Annotated in this window: 14 protein-coding genes; 6 read left to right on the top strand and 8 right to left on the bottom strand. The window is 76.2% G+C overall.

Annotated elements, in window-relative coordinates; all coding sequences use genetic code 11:
• From O2W14_RS08470 to O2W14_RS08450, 5 genes are all read right to left on the bottom strand, one after another.
• Complete coding sequence (locus O2W14_RS08470) at positions 1–669, bottom strand: 3-oxoacid CoA-transferase subunit B (protein WP_269175642.1); 669 nt, start codon at positions 667–669, stop codon at positions 1–3.
• A gap of 1 nt (position 670) precedes the next feature.
• A complete protein-coding gene (locus O2W14_RS08465; RefSeq protein WP_269175641.1) occupies positions 671–1,468 on the bottom strand; it encodes a CoA transferase subunit A in 798 nt (265 codons plus the stop codon).
• A gap of 64 nt (positions 1,469–1,532) precedes the next feature.
• Positions 1,533–2,750: an acetyl-CoA C-acetyltransferase gene (locus O2W14_RS08460; RefSeq protein ID WP_269175640.1), complete on the bottom strand. Its 1,218-nt coding sequence runs from the start codon at positions 2,748–2,750 to the stop codon at positions 1,533–1,535.
• Between the two features lie 69 nt (positions 2,751–2,819).
• Positions 2,820–3,989, bottom strand: a complete 1,170-nt coding sequence (locus O2W14_RS08455) for a 4-hydroxybenzoate 3-monooxygenase (RefSeq protein WP_269175639.1) — start codon at positions 3,987–3,989, stop codon at positions 2,820–2,822.
• 62 nt (positions 3,990–4,051) lie between these two features.
• Entirely contained in the window at positions 4,052–4,828 is a 777-nt protein-coding gene (locus O2W14_RS08450) for an IclR family transcriptional regulator (RefSeq protein WP_269175638.1), read from the bottom strand.
• A gap of 66 nt (positions 4,829–4,894) precedes the next feature.
• Between O2W14_RS08450 and pcaH the strand changes: the two genes are divergently transcribed.
• The 6 genes from pcaH (at position 4,895) to O2W14_RS08420 (ending at position 9,886) form a co-directional block, all read left to right on the top strand.
• Positions 4,895–5,662 (top strand): protocatechuate 3,4-dioxygenase subunit beta, encoded by a 768-nt coding sequence (pcaH, locus tag O2W14_RS08445; protein WP_269175637.1) that lies wholly within the window; start codon positions 4,895–4,897, stop codon positions 5,660–5,662.
• On the top strand, positions 5,659–6,339 hold the full coding sequence (gene pcaG / locus O2W14_RS08440) for a protocatechuate 3,4-dioxygenase subunit alpha (RefSeq protein ID WP_269175636.1): 681 nt from the start codon (positions 5,659–5,661) through the stop codon (positions 6,337–6,339). Before pcaH ends, pcaG begins: the two co-directional genes overlap by 4 nt.
• 25 nt (positions 6,340–6,364) lie before the next feature.
• On the top strand, positions 6,365–7,690 hold the full coding sequence (locus tag O2W14_RS08435; RefSeq protein ID WP_269175635.1) for a lyase family protein: 1,326 nt from the start codon (positions 6,365–6,367) through the stop codon (positions 7,688–7,690).
• Entirely contained in the window at positions 7,687–8,463 is a 777-nt protein-coding gene (gene pcaD / locus O2W14_RS08430) for a 3-oxoadipate enol-lactonase (RefSeq protein WP_269175634.1), read from the top strand. Before O2W14_RS08435 ends, pcaD begins: the two co-directional genes overlap by 4 nt.
• Positions 8,460–8,876 (top strand): 4-carboxymuconolactone decarboxylase, encoded by a 417-nt coding sequence (gene pcaC, locus O2W14_RS08425; RefSeq protein WP_269175633.1) that lies wholly within the window; start codon positions 8,460–8,462, stop codon positions 8,874–8,876. The genes pcaD and pcaC overlap by 4 nt, the downstream gene beginning before the upstream one ends.
• Before the next feature lie 146 nt (positions 8,877–9,022).
• Entirely contained in the window at positions 9,023–9,886 is an 864-nt protein-coding gene (locus O2W14_RS08420) for a PaaX family transcriptional regulator (RefSeq protein ID WP_269175632.1), read from the top strand.
• 12 nt (positions 9,887–9,898) lie between these two features.
• Here O2W14_RS08420 and O2W14_RS08415 read toward each other — a convergent pair whose 3' ends face one another.
• From O2W14_RS08415 to O2W14_RS08405, 3 genes are all read right to left on the bottom strand, one after another.
• The gene (locus tag O2W14_RS08415) at positions 9,899–11,059 is read right to left on the bottom strand and encodes an MFS transporter (RefSeq protein ID WP_269175631.1); all 1,161 of its coding nucleotides are present in this window, start codon (positions 11,057–11,059) and stop codon (positions 9,899–9,901) included.
• A gap of 104 nt (positions 11,060–11,163) precedes the next feature.
• Positions 11,164–13,707, bottom strand: coding sequence for a 2-hydroxyacyl-CoA dehydratase family protein (locus O2W14_RS08410; protein WP_269175630.1), 2,544 nt, complete (start codon positions 13,705–13,707; stop codon positions 11,164–11,166).
• On the bottom strand, positions 13,707–14,981 hold the full coding sequence (locus O2W14_RS08405; protein WP_269175629.1) for a CaiB/BaiF CoA transferase family protein: 1,275 nt from the start codon (positions 14,979–14,981) through the stop codon (positions 13,707–13,709). Before O2W14_RS08405 ends, O2W14_RS08410 begins: the two co-directional genes overlap by 1 nt.
• Positions 14,982–15,060 lie beyond the last annotated feature (79 nt).

Raw genomic sequence — 15,060 nt, 5'->3', positions numbered from 1 at the left:
TCAGCCGGCGTGCCCGACCTGCATCGTCGGGACGTCGTCGGGCACGTGCAGCGGGGCGCCCGTGGCGGCCACGACGTCGGCGGCGGTGACGCCGGGGGCGACCTCGCGCAGCACCAGCCCGTCGGGGGTGACGTCGACGACGGCCAGGTCGGTGACGATGCGGTCGACGCAGGCCCGGCCGGTGAGCGGCAGGGAGCACTCCTCGACGATCTTGGGCGACCCGTCGCGGGCGGTGTGCTCCATCATCACGACGACCTCGCGGGCGCCGTGGACGAGGTCCATCGCCCCGCCCATGCCGTTGACCATCTTGCCGGGGATGAGCCAGTTGGCCAGGTCGCCGCGGACGTTGACCTGCATCGCCCCCAGGACGGCGACGTCGACGACGTGACCGCGGATCATCCCGAACGAGGCTGCGGAGTCGAAGTAGCTGGCCCCGGGCAGGACGGTGATCGTCTCCTTGCCGGCGTTGATCAGGTCGGCGTCCTCCTCGCCCTCGAAGGGGTAGGGGCCGACACCGAGCACGCCGTTCTCGCTGTGCAGCACGACGTGCACGCCGTCGGGCACGTGGCCGGGCACCAGCGTGGGCATGCCGATGCCGAGGTTGACGTACTGGCCGTCGCGCAGGTCGGCGGCGACCCGGGCGGCGAGCTGGTCGCGGGACAGTGCCATCTCAGGCCTCCGTGGTCTCGTCGCCGGCCGCCGCCGGGGTGCCCGGCGCCCGGCGGGGCCGGGTGGTGCGCTTCTCGATCGGCCGGGCAGGGTCGGTGACGGCCACGACCCGCTGGACGTACACGCCGGGCAGGTGGACCTGCTCCGGCGGGATCTCCCCCGGCTCCACGAGCTCCTCGACCTCGGCGATGGTCACCCGGCCGGCCATCGCGGCCAGCGGGTTGAAGTTGCGGGCGGAGGCGGCGAAGACCAGGTTGCCGTGCCGGTCGCCGACCGCGGCGCGGACCAGCCCGAAGTCGGCGGTCAGGGCGGTCTCCAGCACGTAGTCGGTGTCGCCGAACCGGCGGACCTCCTTGGGCGGGCTGGTGGCCACCACGTTCCCGTCGGCGTCGTAGCGCACCGGGATGCCGCCCTCGGCGACGAGCGTGCCGACCCCGGTCGGGGTGTAGAAGGCCGGGATGCCGGTGCCGCCGGCGCGCAGCCGCTCGGCCAGCGAGCCCTGCGGGGTCAGCTCGACCTCCAGCTGCCCGGACAGGTAGAGGCGGGCCAGCTCCTTGTTGCCGCCGACGAAGGAGCTGATCGTCTTGGTGATCCGGCCCGCGTAGAGCAGCACGCCCAGCGCCTGGTCGTCGACCCCGCAGTTGTTGGAGATCGTGGTCAGCCCCGAGGTCCCCTGGGCCAGCAGCGCCTCGATCAGGCCGAACGGCACGCCGCACAACCCGAAGCCACCCACGGCCAGGGTGGCCCCGTCGGCGATGTCGGCCACCGCCTCGGCGGCGCTGGGGACGACCTTGTCCATTCCATCTCCCGATCGACTGGTGTGCCCACCCCGCCGGACGGCGGGGGGCCCTGCTGGGGTGCGGTCAGACCACGCGCTCGAAGACGGCGGCCAGGCCCTGCCCGCCGCCGATGCACATGGTCTCCAGGGCGTAGCGGCCCTCGCGGCGGCGCAGCTCGTGGGCCAGGGTGGCCAGGATCCGGGCGCCGGTGGCCCCCACCGGGTGGCCCAGCGAGATGCCCGAGCCGTTGACGTTGACCCGCTCGCGGTCCTCGGTGCCCAGGCCCCAGAGGTCCAGGCAGGCGAGCACCTGGCTGGCGAAGGCCTCGTTGAGCTCGATGAGGTCCAGGTCGGCGAAGGTCAGCCCGGTGCGGGCCAGCACCGCGGCCGTGGCCGGCACCGGCCCGATGCCCATCGTCTCCGGCGGCACGCCGGCCACCGCCCAGCCGGTGACCCGCAGGAAGGGGTCCCAGCCGCGGCGGTCGGCCTCGGCGCGGGTGGTGACCAGGCAGACCGCGGCCCCGTCGTTCTGACCCGACGCGTTGCCGGCGGTGACCGTCGCGTGCGGGTCGACCGCGCCCATGACCGGCCGCAGCTTCGCGAGGTCGGCCATGGTGGTGTCCGGACGGGGGTGCTCGTCGGTGGTGACCACGTGGGCCGGTGTCTTCCGGGTGCCCGGCACCTCGACCCCGACGATCTCGTCGGCGAACCGGCCCGCGGCGATCGCGGCACCCGCGGCCTGCTGGGAGCGCAGCGCCCACGCGTCCTGGGCCAGCCGGTCGATGTCGTGCTCGCGGCGCACGTTCTCCGCGGTCTCCAGCATCCCGCCGGGCACCGGGTGGTCCACGCCGCCGGCGGTCTCCCGGGCGCGGGCGAGGCGGTCGTGCAGCATCGTCCCGTCGCCCCGGACGCCGGTGCGCAGGCCCAGGGCGTAGTGCTCGACCGAGCTCATCGACTCCACACCGCCGGCCACGACGGTGGTCGCCGCACCCGAGGCGACGGTCATCGCCGCGTAGAGCACCGCCTGCAGGCCCGAGCCGCACCGCCGGTCGAGCTGCAGACCGGGCACCTGCACCCCGAGCCCGGCGTCCAGGGCGGCGATCCGGCCGATCGCGGGATTCTCGCCGCTGGGGTTGCAGTGCCCGAGCACGACGTCGTCGACCTCGCCCTCGCCCAGCCCGGTGCGCTCGGCCAGGGCACGGATCGCGGTGGCGGCGAGCTGGTTGGCCGACAGGCCCGCGAAGACCCCACCCATCCGGCCGACGGGGGTGCGCAGCGGTGCGCAGATGACGACGTCGTCCATCGGGTCACCGTGTCAGCGCGGGACCGGACCGCCAAGCGGCTGGTTCCGTCCAGCGGAAGACCGCGGCGGTCAGCCGACCGGCAGGCCGGTGTAGTTCTCGGCCAGCTCGCGGGCGGCGGCCTCGGAGCCGCAGACCCGGCGCAGCTGGGCCAGCTGCAGCTCGGCGTCGAAGTCGTCGCCGGCGCGGTGCAGCATCGAGGTCATCCACCAGGAGAAGTGGGTGCAGCGCCAGACCCGGGCCAGCGCCCGGTCGGAGTAGGTGTCGACCAGGTCCGAGCGCCCCTCGGCCAGCAGCCGGGTCAGCGCGCCGGCCAGCAGGGTGACGTCGGCGACGGCGAGGTTGAGGCCCTTGGCCCCGGTCGGCGGCACGATGTGCGCCGCGTCCCCGGCGAGGAAGAGCCGGCCCCGGCGCATCGGCGCGGAGACGAACGAGCGCATCGGCAGGACCGACTTCTCGGTGATCGGGCCGGTCTGCAGCTCCCAGCCCTCCAGCGCCGAGCGGGTGGCCAGCGCCTCCCAGATCCGGTCGTCGGACCAGTCCTCGATCCGCTCGCCGGGGTCGACCTGGAGGTACAGCCGGGACACCGACGGCGAGCGCATCGACAGCAACGCGAACCCGTCGGGGTGCCAGGCGTAGACCAGCTCGTCGGTCGAGGGCGCGACGTCGGCGAGCACGCCGAGCCAGGCGTAGGGGTAGGTGCGCTCCCACAGTCGCCCGCTGGTGCCCGCGGTGACGACCGGCCGGGAGACGCCGTGGAAGCCGTCGGTGCCGGCGATCGCGTCGCACTCCAGCACCTGCGGGACGCCGTCGGCGTCGGTGAACCGGATCCGCGGGGCGTCGCCGTCGACGTCCTCGGGGACCACGTCGCTGACGCCGAACAGCAGCGGCGGGCCGTCGTCGAGCTGCGCACTGATGAGGTCCTTGGTGACCTCGGTCTGCCCGTAGGCCCACACCCGCCGCCCGCACAGCGACGGGAAGTCCAGGTGGTGGCGCACGCCGGGGTACTGCAGGTACACCCCGTCGTGCGGCAGCCCCTCCCGCTGCAGTCGCTCCCCGACGCCGGCGTCGACGAGGGTCTGCACGGTGTGCTCCTCGAGGATGCCGGCCCGGATGCGGGCCTCGACGTAGTCGCGGGACCGGTTCTCCAGGACCACCGTGTCGATGCCCTGCAGCTGCAGGAGCCGGGACAGCAGGAGGCCGGCCGGGCCGGCACCGATGATCCCCACCTGGGTGCGCATGACCGGAGTGTGCGTTGCCGACCCGACGCCTCCCAGCCCGTCCTCCCGCTGAGCGGAAGCACTCAGCGGAACGGCTCGGCGCCGCCCACCGCCCGGCCGATGCCCCGGGCGGCCACCTGCAGCACCGGCGCCAGCCGGCCGAGGTCCCGGCGGTGAGCGGCCACGACGATGCCCAGCGCGGCCACCACCACCGGCCCCGACGCCCGCTCGACGGTGACCGGGACGGCGACCGAGGCCGCTCCCAGCGACATCTCCTCGCACGTCCGCGCCCAGCCGTCCCGGCGCACACCCTCGAGGTCCCGGGCGATCCGCCGGGGGTCGACCACGGTGTGCCGGGTCTCCCGGGTGGGGGCCCGCAGCACCTGCTCCACGACGTCGTCCGGCGCCGAGGCCAGCAGCACCTTGCCCACGGCGGTGGCGTGCAGCGGCAGCCGGCTGCCCACCTGGCTGACGATCGGCACCGACTCCCGGCCGGAGATCCGCTCCACGTACAGCGCCCGGGCGCCCTCGCGGACGGCCAGGTGCACGGTGTCCCGGGTGGCCGTGTGCACGTCCAGCAGGAACGGGGCGGCGACCTGGCGCAGCTCCAGCTGCACCGGGGCGAGCAGGCCGAGGTCCCACAGCTTGCGGCCGATCTCGTAGCGTCCGTCGTCCCGGCGGACCAGCGCCCCCCAGGCGACCAGCTCGGCGAGGAGGCGGTGGGCGGTGGTCAGCGGGGTGCCCGAGCGCGCCGCGACCTCCGACAGCGTGAGCCGGTGGTGGCCGGCGTCGAAGGCGTCGAGGACGCCCAGGGCGCGCGAGGTCACCGACCGCCCCGTCGCGGCAGCTCCACCGGACATGCTGTCTTCCTCTCAGTGGAAGTCCCTGCTTGGGCACCCTACGGCGACGCCCTACCGTCGCCGAGTATGACCGGGACCACATCGCGCGACCCGCGACCGCCGCAGGACAGCGCCCTGGTGCTCCCGCGGTACGGGCGCGAACCGGAGTCCAGCCGCACCCCGCTGGCCTTCCCCGGCTACCGCAGCACGGCGCTCCGCGCCCCGCTGCGCACCCCCGTCGACCTCCCCCACCGGCTGACCGAGGTGACCGGCCCGGTGCTGGGCGAGGACCGGGTCACCGCGGCCGACGCCGACCTCACCCTGCGGATGGGCGGGGAGGCGCAGGGCCAGCGGATCATCGTCTTCGGCCGGGTGCTCGACAGCGACGGCCGCCCGGTGCCGCACGCGCTGGTCGAGGTGTGGCAGGCCAACGCCGCCGGCCGGTACCGGCACGTGGTGGACAACTGGCCGGCGCCACTGGACCCGCACTTCGACGGCCTGGGCCGGGTGGTCACCGACGCCCTGGGCCGCTACGAGTTCACCACCATCAAGCCCGGCGCGTACCCCTGGGGCAACCACCACAACGCCTGGCGGCCGGCGCACATCCACTTCAGCCTCTTCGGGACCGCGTTCACCCAGCGGCTGGTCACCCAGATGTACTTCCCCGACGACCCGCTGTTCGGCCAGGACCCGATCTTCAACGCGATCCCGCCGACCGCCCGGCACCGGGCGATCAGCCGGTTCGACCTGGAGCGCACCCAGGACAACTGGGCGCTGGCCTTCCAGTGGGACGTCGTCCTGCGCGGGGCCGACCAGACCCCGTTCGAGACCGACGACGACGGAGATGTCGCATGAGCAGCCCGCACCTGTCCCCCCTCGTGCGCGGCGCGCGGGAGGACAACGACCGGGTCCCGGGCACCCCACGCCGGGGCAGCGGGTTCCTCGACGAGCCGTTCCGGCTGGGCACCACCCCCAGCGCGACCGTCGGGCCCTACCTGGCGATCGGGCTCACCTGGCCCGACGGCCCGCACGCGGTCGCCGAGGGCACCCCGGGCGCGATCTGGCTGCGCGGCCGGGTGTTCGACGGCAACGGCGACCTGGTGCCCGACGCGATGGTCGAGACCTGGCAGGCCGATCCCGACGGGCGCTTCGCCCACCCCGACGACCCGCGCGGCGCGGTGACCGTGCCCGGGTTCCGCGGCTTCGCGCGCTCGGACACCGTCGACGGCGGCGCCTACGCCGTGTGCACCCTCAAGCCCGGCCCGGTGCCCGACGGCGCGGGCGGCTGGCAGGCACCGCACGTCGACGTCTCGGTGTTCGCCCGCGGTCTGCTGGACCGGCTGGTCACCCGCATCTACTTCGCCGACGAGGCCGAGGCCAACGCCGCGGACCCACTGCTGTCCGCCCTGCCCGACGACGACGCCCGGCGGACGCTGATCGCCCAGCCGGGCGAGGACGGCTACGTCCTGGACCTGCACCTGCAGGACTGCGCGGCCAAGGGCATGGTCGAGACCGTCTTCCTCGCGGTGTGAGCGGCGCACCGGGCAGGATGCCCGCGTGAGCCTCCTGGATGCGACCTTCGCCCGCGGCCCGGTGTCCGCCGGCCCGGGTGACCCCTGGCTGGTCGCCCTCCTGGAGGTGGAGGGCGCGCTCGCCCGCGCCGCCGCCCGCGTCGGCCTCGTCGCCGCGACCGCCGCCGACGAGGTGAGCCGGGTCTGCGCCGACCCCGCCCGGCTCGACCTCGCCGCGGTGCACGCGCACGCCGGGGACGCCGGCAACCCCGTGCCCCCGCTGGTGCGCGCGCTGCGGGACGCCGCCGGCCCGTACGCCGCCGGCGCGGTGCACGTCGGCGCCACCAGCCAGGACGTCGTGGACACCGCGGCCGTGCTGCTGGCCCGGCGCGGTCTCCAGCTGATCGCCACCGACCTCGGCACCGCCGCCGACGCGTGCGCCCGGCTCGCGACCGAGCACCGGGACGACGTGCTGATGGGCCGCACGCTCATGCAGCAGGCCCTGCCGATCACCGCCGGGTTCAAGGCCGCGACCTGGCTCGCCGGCCTGGACGGCGTCCGGACGCGGATCGCCGCCGTGGTCGCCGGGCTGCCGGTCCAGTACGGCGGCGCGGTGGGCACGCTGGCCGCCAGCTCCGGCTCCGGGGTCGACCTGCGCCGCGAGCTCGCCGTCGAGCTGGGCCTGGCCACCACCGCGGTGCCGTGGTCGACCGTGCGGCTGCCGATCGCCGACGTCGCCGGGGTGCTCGGCGCCGCCGCCGGGGTGGTCGCCACGATCGCGCTCGACGTGGTCCTGCTGGCCCAGACCGAGGTCGGCGAGGTGGCCGAGGTCGCCGAGGGCCGCGGCGGCTCCTCGGCGATGCCGCACAAGGCCAACCCGGTGGCCGCGATCTCCGCGCGGGCCTGCGCCCGCCGCGCGCCCGGGCTGGTGGCGACGCTCTACGCGGCGATGGAGCAGGAGCACGAGCGGGGCGCGGGCACCTGGCACGCGGAGTGGCCCACGCTGACCGACCTGCTGGCCACGGTGGGGTCGGCGGCGTCCTGGCTGGCCGAGTGCCTGTCCTCGCTGCGGCTGGACACCGACCGGATGGCCGCCACCGTCGCCGCTGCCGGTGACCCGCAGCTGGCCGGCGCCCTGGCCGAGGCGCTCACGCCCGCGCTGGGCGCCGGCGCCGCGCACGACGCCGCGGCCGCCGCGGTGCGGGAGGCGGCCACGACCGGCCGCCCGTTCCCCGACCTGGTGCTGGCGCGCACCGACGTCGACGGCGCGGCGCTGGTCGCCGACGGCGCCCCCGACGTCGGGGAGGCCGGCGCCCAGACCGACGCCGCGCTCGCCGCCCACGTGCTCGCCGACCAGGGAGGGACGCCGTGACCGCCGTCGAGGTGCACACCGTCGTCGAGGGCCCGGACGACGCCCCGGTGCTGCTGCTGTCGAACAGCCTCGGCTCGGACCTGTCGATGTGGGACCCGCAGCTGCCGGCGCTCACCGAGCGGTTCCGGGTGGTCCGCTACGACACCCGCGGGCACGGCCGGTCACCGTCGTCCCGGGGCGACCTGACGATCGACGACCTCACCGACGACGTCGTGGCGCTGCTGGACCGGCTCGGCGTCGAGCAGGCGCACGTCGCCGGGGTGTCCATCGGCGGCATGACCGGCCTGCGGCTGGCGGTGCGCGAGCCGCAGCGGGTGCTGACCCTGGCGGTGCTGTGCAGCTCGGCGCACACCGGCAACGCGGCGAGGTGGGAGGACCGGGCGCGCACCGTCCGTGCCGAGGGCACGGTCGCCATCGCGCAACCGGTGGTCTCCCGCTGGCTCACCCCGCCCCACGCCGCCGCCCACCCCGACCTGGTGGCCCGGCTGCAGGCGATGGTCACCGCCGCCGACGACGAGGGGTACGCCGGCTGCTGCCTGGCGATCGCGCGGATGGACCAGCGCGGCGACCTGCACCGGATCACCGCCCCGACGCTGGTGGTGTCCGGCGCCGAGGACGAGGCGGTGCCGCCGGAGCACCAGCGGACCATCGCCGACGGCGTCCCGGGCGCACGCCTGCTCAGCCTCAGCCCGGCCGCCCACCTGGCCAACCTCGAGCAGCCCGCCGCGGTGGCCGAGGCCCTGATCGCGCACGCCACCGGAGGCACCCCGTGACCGAACCGCTGGAGACCGGACCGCTGGAGACCGACGAGCAGCGCCGCGCGGCCGGCATGCGGGTGCGGCGGGAGGTGCTGGGCGACGCGCACGTCGACCGGGCCGTCGCCGCCGTCACCCCGTTCACCGCCGACTTCCAGGACTTCATCACCCGGGTCGCCTGGGGCGATCTGTGGCAGCGGCCGGGGCTGGGTCGGCGCGAGCGCAGCATGCTCACCCTGGCCATCACTGCCTCGCTGCGGCACTGGGACGAGTTCGCGCTGCACGTGAAGGCGGCGGTCAACAACGGGCTGACCGACGAGGAGATCGCCGAGGTCTGCCTGCACACCGCCGTCTACGCCGGCGTGCCCGCGGCCAACCACGCGCTGGCGGTCGCCCGGCCGATCCTGGCCGAGCTGCGCGCCCAGGGCTGAGCGGGCCCGACCGCCGCCACCACCTCCGCCGGTGACGCGGCTGCTCCCCCTGTGCGCGTGCGGTGGACGCCGGTCGCGATGATGTCGGTCCTCGGGTCACCCTGGTCAGGCCGTGGCTGAGGTCGACGACTGATCAGGGAGGCCCCATGAGCGCACTGCCGGCCGTCGACGACGACGACCCCCAGGACGCACCGGCACCGGCTCTCGAGGTCCCGCACCGCCCCCAGTCCCTGCTGCTGAGCTTCTTCGGTGCCCTGGTCGTCGACGCGGGCCTGCCGCCGCTGCCCTCGATCACGCTGTTGGACCTGCTGGCCGACCTCGGGGTCACCGAGTCCGCGGCGCGCGCCACCCTCAAGCGGATGACCCAGCGCGGCCTGCTGGTCCGGGGGCAGGTGGGCCGGACGGCGGAGTACCAGCTCACCGCGCTCGCCGAGGACGTCCTGCGCCAGGCGTCCCGGCGGGTGAGCTCCCCGGCCCCCTTCAGGCACCCGGAGGGCGAGTGGACTCTGCTGAGCTACTCGGTGCCGGAGAGCCGCCGCGACCTGCGCCACCGCGTCCGCGCCCGGCTCACCTGGGCCGGCTTCGGCGGCCTGCGGGACGGGCTGTGGATCGCTCCCGGGTCGGTCGACGTCGCCACCGTGTTGGGCTCCTCGGACCTGGCCGACGCCGCCGGGCTGGCCGACGCGTTCAGCGCGAGTCCGCTGCCCGGGACCGACGTGCACCGGCTGGTGCACCGGGCCTGGGACGTGCCGGCCGTCCGGGCCTCGCACACCTGGTTCATCGACACCTGGGGACGGCCGTCCCGGGTCGCCGGGTCCCTGGCCCAGCTCACGCTCCTGGGCGCCGACTGGTTGGCACTCCTGCGCGCCGACCCGGGCCTGCCGGCCGCGCAGCTGGGGCCGGACTGGCCGGCCGACGAGAGCACGGCCACCTACCGGCGCGTCCTCGAGGGCCTGGTGCCCGCGGCCCGGACGGCGCTGGAGCGGAGCCTGCGGGCCCACGGCCGCTGAGATCGGGCGGACCTACGCCGGGCGGCGTCGGCGGGCCGGTCCCCAGCGCAGGTACGCCGCCCCCGCGAGGGCACCGCAGACCACGAGCAGCCCGGACACCCCGGCGGTGAGCCGCGGCCCGAGCACGTCGGCCCCCCAGCCCATCAGCGGTGCCCCCACCGGCACGCCGGCGATCAGCGCGACGGAGAACAGCGCCGTCACCAGCCCCCGGACGTCCTCGGGCACCCGCACCTGCACCAGCGCGCCGGCCTGGGAGGCCATGAACAGGGCGGTCGCCCCGCACAGCACGAGCGCCCCCAGGTAGACCGGGTGGCTGGGCGCGGCGCCGGAGGCGGCCGCGGTCACCCCGCAGGCGGCGGTGGCCACCCCGACGCTGCGCAGCGTCGGGCCTCGGCGACCGATGCTCGTGGCGCCCGCCCCGATCACCGCTCCCACGGCCAGCGCGAGCGCCGCCGCGCTGACCTCCAGGGCACCGCCGCCCAGCTCCAGCCCGACGGTCAGGGTGGCCAGCGTCGTCAGGTTCGGCCCGACCAGTCCGCCACAGCCGACGAACCACAGGACGACGAGCAGCGTGGGGTCCTCCCGGAGGGCGCGCCGGGCCGCCCGGAAGCCGCCCCCGGCCCGCGACGGCGACCGACCCTGGCGCACCCCGGTCAGCAGCACCGCGGCGAAGGCGAGGAAGAGCCCGATGCAGGCCAGGAACACCGCCGACGTGCCCCGGACCGCGGTGAGGGCCGCGCACGCCGCCGGGCCGAGCACCCGGCCGAGCTGGGTGGTCAGCACGACGGACCCCACCGCGCGGGGCAGGTCGGGGACGGCGACCAGGTCGGCGACCGCCGAGGTCCGCACCGGGTGGTCCAGCGCGGCCGCGCAGCCCAGCACCGCGGCCAGCACCAGGGACTGGGTGACCGAGCTCCTGCCGGTGAGGGACGACCACGCCTCCACCACCGCGACCCCGGCCATCGACAGCTGACCGACCACCAGCAACCGGAGCCGGTGCACCCGGTCCGACAGCAGGCCGACCACCGGGGCCAGCACGATCAGCGGTGCGGTCTGCAGGGCGGCGAGCGCCCCGACGCTCCAGCCGGTGACACCCGGGACCTGCAGCAGGGTCAGGGTCTGCCCCAGGCGCAGCATCCAGATGCCGGTGCTGGAGGTCAGCGCGCCGAGCACGTACCCCAGGAAGCGCCCCCGCAGGAACGGTGGCCGGTCGGCCGGCCCGGGTGGTGGGCGGCGGTGCCGGGACCACGTCCCAGGCGCCCGGCCACCCGCGACCCTCACGGCGCGCGGTGCCCCACCGTCCCTGCCGCCCGCGTCCCCACCGTCCCGGCCGCCCGCGTCCCCGCCGTCCCGAGACCCTCGACGAAGCGCTGCAGGGCCTCGCGCGCCTGCGCGCCGCCCTGGTGGTCGGTGTTGTCCAGCCCGAGGCGGAGCACCGGTGTGCCGGCCTCCTCCAGGGCGCGGAGCACGAAGGGGTCGGCGTCGGCGACGGCGACGGCGCCGTCCACCCCGTGCAACCGGGCCTCCTTGACGTGCCAGGCCCCGGCCCACGTGGGCATCCGCAGCTCGTCGCCCATCGTCACGAACCGACTGGCCAGGGCCCGCAGCGGGTCCTGGTCCGGGGCGCACTGACGCTCGTACCCGTCGGCCGCCAGCCCCAGGTACATCGACCAGACGAAGACCGCGCCGTGGCTGTCCTCCAGGTGCTGGTAGAGCGCGGTGTCGCCCCACATCCCCCGGCCGACCCACATCAGGCGCACCCGCTCGTCGGCGACCACGCCCTGCCCGGCGGACACCCGCCCGGCGATCTCGTCCCGGAGCGACCGGGCGGCGTCCCGCGCCCAGACCGTGCCGCGGTGCCACTGCGGCACCATGGTCGCCGGCATCGTGTCCACGATCCCCGCAGGGGCCGGGCGGGCCTCAGCGAGCAGGTCGCGGGCCTGCCGGTTTGCCTGCGCCTGCTCGTTGGCCAGGTCCAGGACCTCCCGCAGCCGGTCGAGGTCCAGCCGTCGCCCGGTCTGCTCCTCCAGGCCGCGCACGACCCCGGCGAGCTCCTCGGTCAGCAGGTCCAGCCGGACGGGCTCCAGCGCGGTGTCCCAGTCGTGGCGCAGGTCCTCCCACCACGTCGGGGACAGCGACCACCGCACCTCGGCCGAGCGCTCCACCGGGAGGTACCGGGCCCCGGTCTCCCGCGCCCAGGCCGTGTGGATGCGCTGGGTGGGCGCCGTCCCCAGGGTGGCGCCGAGCACGCCGGGGCGGGGCAGCCCGCCCCAGGGCTGCTCGTCGTTGAGGTGGCTGGCCAGGCCCTGGGTGCTGTAGGGCTCCACGAGGGGGTCGTAGCCGGCGGACCCGAGCGCCGCCGCGTTGCTGGCCATGAGCCGCTTGGCCCCGACGATCGAGGCCCACCACTGGGTGACCACGTAGGGCACGTCCAGCGCCCGCAGCAGCTCGTGCGGGTAGTCCGCGGCGACGACGGCGAAGGGCTCGCCGTCCCGGGCCCGCTGCGTGGTGTCGGTGAACCACTCCCGCTGGTGGGCGGAGAACTCGTCGCTGACCGTGAGCACCTTCCGCGAGCGCGGTCGTGCGGCACCGGCGGTGGGCGACCCGCTCGCCGCACCCGCCCCGGCCCGGCGACCGTCCGCCGGGACGGTCGGCGTCGGGGGCGTCACCACCACGGTGGGCGCGGGCGTGCGCAGGCCGCCTGTGGCCCAGTCGGCCGCCAGGCCCTCCGCCCGTGCCGGTGAGGGCGCGCCGGACACCGTCACCACCGCCAGGCCCTCCGGGGCGCCCGCGACCAGGCGAGCGGCGTCCCACGCGGCGACCTCGTCCCCGGTCCAGGCGACGTGCACGACCGTCGTCGCGGCGAGCTCGCGGGCCTCCCGGACGAGGTGGTCCACCAGCGCCCCGTCGTCGGCGGCGGGGCGGCCCGGCCAGCCCACGGGACGCTCGGCGAGCGCCCCGACCACGTCCACCGGGACGTCGGTCCACCCGCCGGTCTCCCCGCCCTCGTGCGCCCCCAGGACGACGACCCCGGACCGCTCGAGGACCTCGTAGAGCCACGGGTCCTCCTGCGTGCTGCCGGACAGCACGATGCGCTCCCCAGGGGCGGCCGGCGTGGGCGAGGACCGGAAGTCCTCGGCGACCAGCGCGGCCAGCAGCTCGTGGTGGCGGGCCGGACCCAGCGCCGCGCCGGCCTGGCGGGCGACCGCCGCGGCGTGGCCACCGAGTCGCGGGGTGGCCGACCGGCGCTCCTCGCGCAGCACCCGCAGGAGCGCGTCGCGGGCGGCCACGACCTCGGCCGCGCTGCGCAGGCGTTCGGGCGTGACCTCCTGGCCGGAGAGGCCGCCCAGCCACCCCATCGCCTCGGTGAACCGGTGCCGCCGGTACCGGGCGGAGGACCCGCGGTCCAGGCCCGGGGCGTCCAGGTGGTGGCACGGCGGCAGCGGCACGCCGGTGGTGCGCGCGAGCTCGCGCACGGTGGCGTAGAGCCCGGCGTCGGTGGCGGTGGTGCCGGTGAACAGGACCGCGGCCGGGCGGTCGCCCAGCACCAGCACCTGCTCCAGCAGCGAGCGGCCCCGCCACCCGAGCGCGACCGGGCCCGCCAGCGCGTCCAGGGTCGGGGTGCCGGCCACCGGGTCGGCGGTCAGCTCGACCGGGTGCAGCCCGGCCGCCAGCACCAGCTCCGCCGCCGGCACCGGCCCGAGCACCAGCACCGCGGGCCCCGCGTCCGCCCAGGACGCCGGGTCCCGGCGGGCCGCGTGGGCGGCGGCCAGGGCCGCGGTGGGGGTGCCGGTGGGGGTGCCGGTGGGGGTACCGGGCATCAGATGACCCCCCGCTCCCGCAGGACCCGCAGCTTCTCCGCGTCGTAGCCCAGCAGCCCGCCGTAGACGTCGTCGTTGTGCTGTCCCAGGTGCAGGGGCAGGACGTCGTCGAAGCCGACCCGGCCGGAGGTGAAGGTGATCGGCACCCCGGCGGTGTGCAGTCCCTCGGCCGGCCCGTGCACCGGGTGGACGACCGGGACCGCCTCCTGGCGGCGCAGCGTGCCCGGGTCGGCGAACGCCTCCTCCGGGGTGCGCACCGGTGCGGCCGGCACCCCCTGCGCCTCCAGCAGGGCGAGCACCTCGGCCATCGGGAGGGAGCGGGTCCACTCCTCGATGCGGGCCTCCAGCGCACGGGCGTTGGACACCCGGCGGTCCCGGGTCCGGTACCGGTCGTCCTCGGCCATCCCGGGGTCGCCCATGGCGGTGAACAGCCCGGTCGCGAGCTTGTCGTGCACCGCCACGATCGCGACGTGGCCGTCGCGGCACTCGAAGACCCCGAACGGCGACAGGCGGTGCACGGTCCGTCCGGTCCGCGCCTCCATGCCCGCGGCGGCCATGGCGCCCCAGTTCTCGATGGCGACGAAGGAGGTGAGCGCACCGAGCATGGACACGTCGACCCAGTCGCCCTCGCCCGTGCGGTGGCGCCGCTCGAGGGCGGCCAGGATGCCGATGACCCCGAAGACCGGGGCGAGCATGTCGGCCACCGGGATCCCCAGCCGCACCGGCGGCTCCCCGGCCTCCCCGCTGGTGTACATGACCCCGCTGAGGGCCTGCACCAGCACGTCCATCGCCTTGCTGCCGGCCTTGTCGTCCTGCCCGAACCCGCTCAGCGACAGGTAGACCACCCGCGGGTTGAGCTCGCGCACCCGCTCGTAGTCGACCCCCAGGCGGCGGGCCGTGCCGGCGGTGAAGTTCTCCACGACGACGTCGCACCCGGCGACCAGGTCGGCGAAGACCTCGGCGGCCATCGGGTTCTTCAAGTCCAGGGTCACCCCCGACTTGCCGCGGGACCGGGTCAGGTGGGACAGCGAGACGTCGTCGGGGTCACGCCGCTCGACGACCACCCCCCGTGCGCCGAGGTAGGGGCTGTTCTCCCGCGCGAGGTCCCCGTGCAGCGGGTCCTCGATCTTGATGACCTCGGCACCGAGACCGGCCAGCAGCAGGGTGGCGTAGGGGCCGGCGAGGGCCCGGGTCAGGTCCAGGACCCGGATGCCGGCCAGCGGCCGCTCGTCGGTCGGCTCGTCGGGTCCGGTGGGGTTCGGGGCGGTGCTCATCGCAGTCCTCCAGGGTGCGACGTCCGCATCGCCCGGGCCGCCCGAGGCGGGCGGGTCCGGACGGCGGACGTCGGCGTCG

It is taken from the genome of Modestobacter sp. VKM Ac-2986 (genome assembly GCF_026967795.1).
In the GTDB taxonomy this organism is placed as follows: Bacteria; Actinomycetota; Actinomycetes; order Mycobacteriales; family Geodermatophilaceae; genus Modestobacter.
This window is presented reverse-complemented; position numbering and strand designations above follow the sequence as displayed.

What these genes read in the sequence shown, in the direction of transcription:
- O2W14_RS08470 (WP_269175642.1), bottom strand. Translation starts at nt 669, where the DNA reads ATGGCACTGTCCCGCGACCAGCTCGCCGCCCGGGTCGCCGCCGACCTG.
- O2W14_RS08460 (WP_269175640.1), bottom strand. Translation starts at nt 2,750, where the DNA reads ATGGACGACGTCGTCATCTGCGCACCGCTGCGCACCCCCGTCGGCCGG.
- O2W14_RS08420 (WP_269175632.1), top strand. Translation starts at nt 9,023, where the DNA reads ATGAGCGCACTGCCGGCCGTCGACGACGACGACCCCCAGGACGCACCG.
- O2W14_RS08455 (WP_269175639.1), bottom strand. Translation starts at nt 3,989, where the DNA reads ATGCGCACCCAGGTGGGGATCATCGGTGCCGGCCCGGCCGGCCTCCTG.
- O2W14_RS08405 (WP_269175629.1), bottom strand. Translation starts at nt 14,981, where the DNA reads ATGAGCACCGCCCCGAACCCCACCGGACCCGACGAGCCGACCGACGAG.
- O2W14_RS08410 (WP_269175630.1), bottom strand. Translation starts at nt 13,707, where the DNA reads ATGCCCGGTACCCCCACCGGCACCCCCACCGGCACCCCCACCGCGGCC.
- pcaG (WP_269175636.1), top strand. Translation starts at nt 5,659, where the DNA reads ATGAGCAGCCCGCACCTGTCCCCCCTCGTGCGCGGCGCGCGGGAGGAC.
- O2W14_RS08450 (WP_269175638.1), bottom strand. Translation starts at nt 4,828, where the DNA reads ATGTCCGGTGGAGCTGCCGCGACGGGGCGGTCGGTGACCTCGCGCGCC.
- O2W14_RS08465 (WP_269175641.1), bottom strand. Translation starts at nt 1,468, where the DNA reads ATGGACAAGGTCGTCCCCAGCGCCGCCGAGGCGGTGGCCGACATCGCC.
- pcaH (WP_269175637.1), top strand. Translation starts at nt 4,895, where the DNA reads ATGACCGGGACCACATCGCGCGACCCGCGACCGCCGCAGGACAGCGCC.